Here is a 267-nt window from a genome sequence, read left to right on the forward strand (position 1 = left end):
CATCAGCGGATCGCGCGGCGCATAGCGATTGCCGAGGCTCGGCAGGATCGCAAATGTCTGGGTGCCGTTGAGCGTATCGACCGAGCCCCCGGCGCCGCCGACGAACTGTGCGCCATAGAGATCGCCGCCGCCAGACTCGTCGATACGTGCGGCGGCCGTCCCGCCGGTCGCGCCCGCCACGGTCAGCGCCTTGCCATAGAACGAGATCGTCTTGGCCGGCGGCGCATCCAGCGCGATCGGCCCGCCGCTGCTGTCGGTGCCGTAGAT

1 protein-coding gene is annotated in these 267 nt (G+C 69.7%); it reads right to left on the reverse strand.

What is annotated here, in order from left to right:
- A partial coding sequence (locus ACG916_RS21645; RefSeq protein WP_419378819.1) for a hypothetical protein occupies positions 1–267 on the reverse strand: 267 nt, incomplete at both ends.

This window comes from Acinetobacter legionensis (assembly GCF_048552295.1).
In the GTDB taxonomy this organism is placed as follows: Bacteria; Pseudomonadota; Gammaproteobacteria; order Pseudomonadales; family Moraxellaceae; genus Acinetobacter.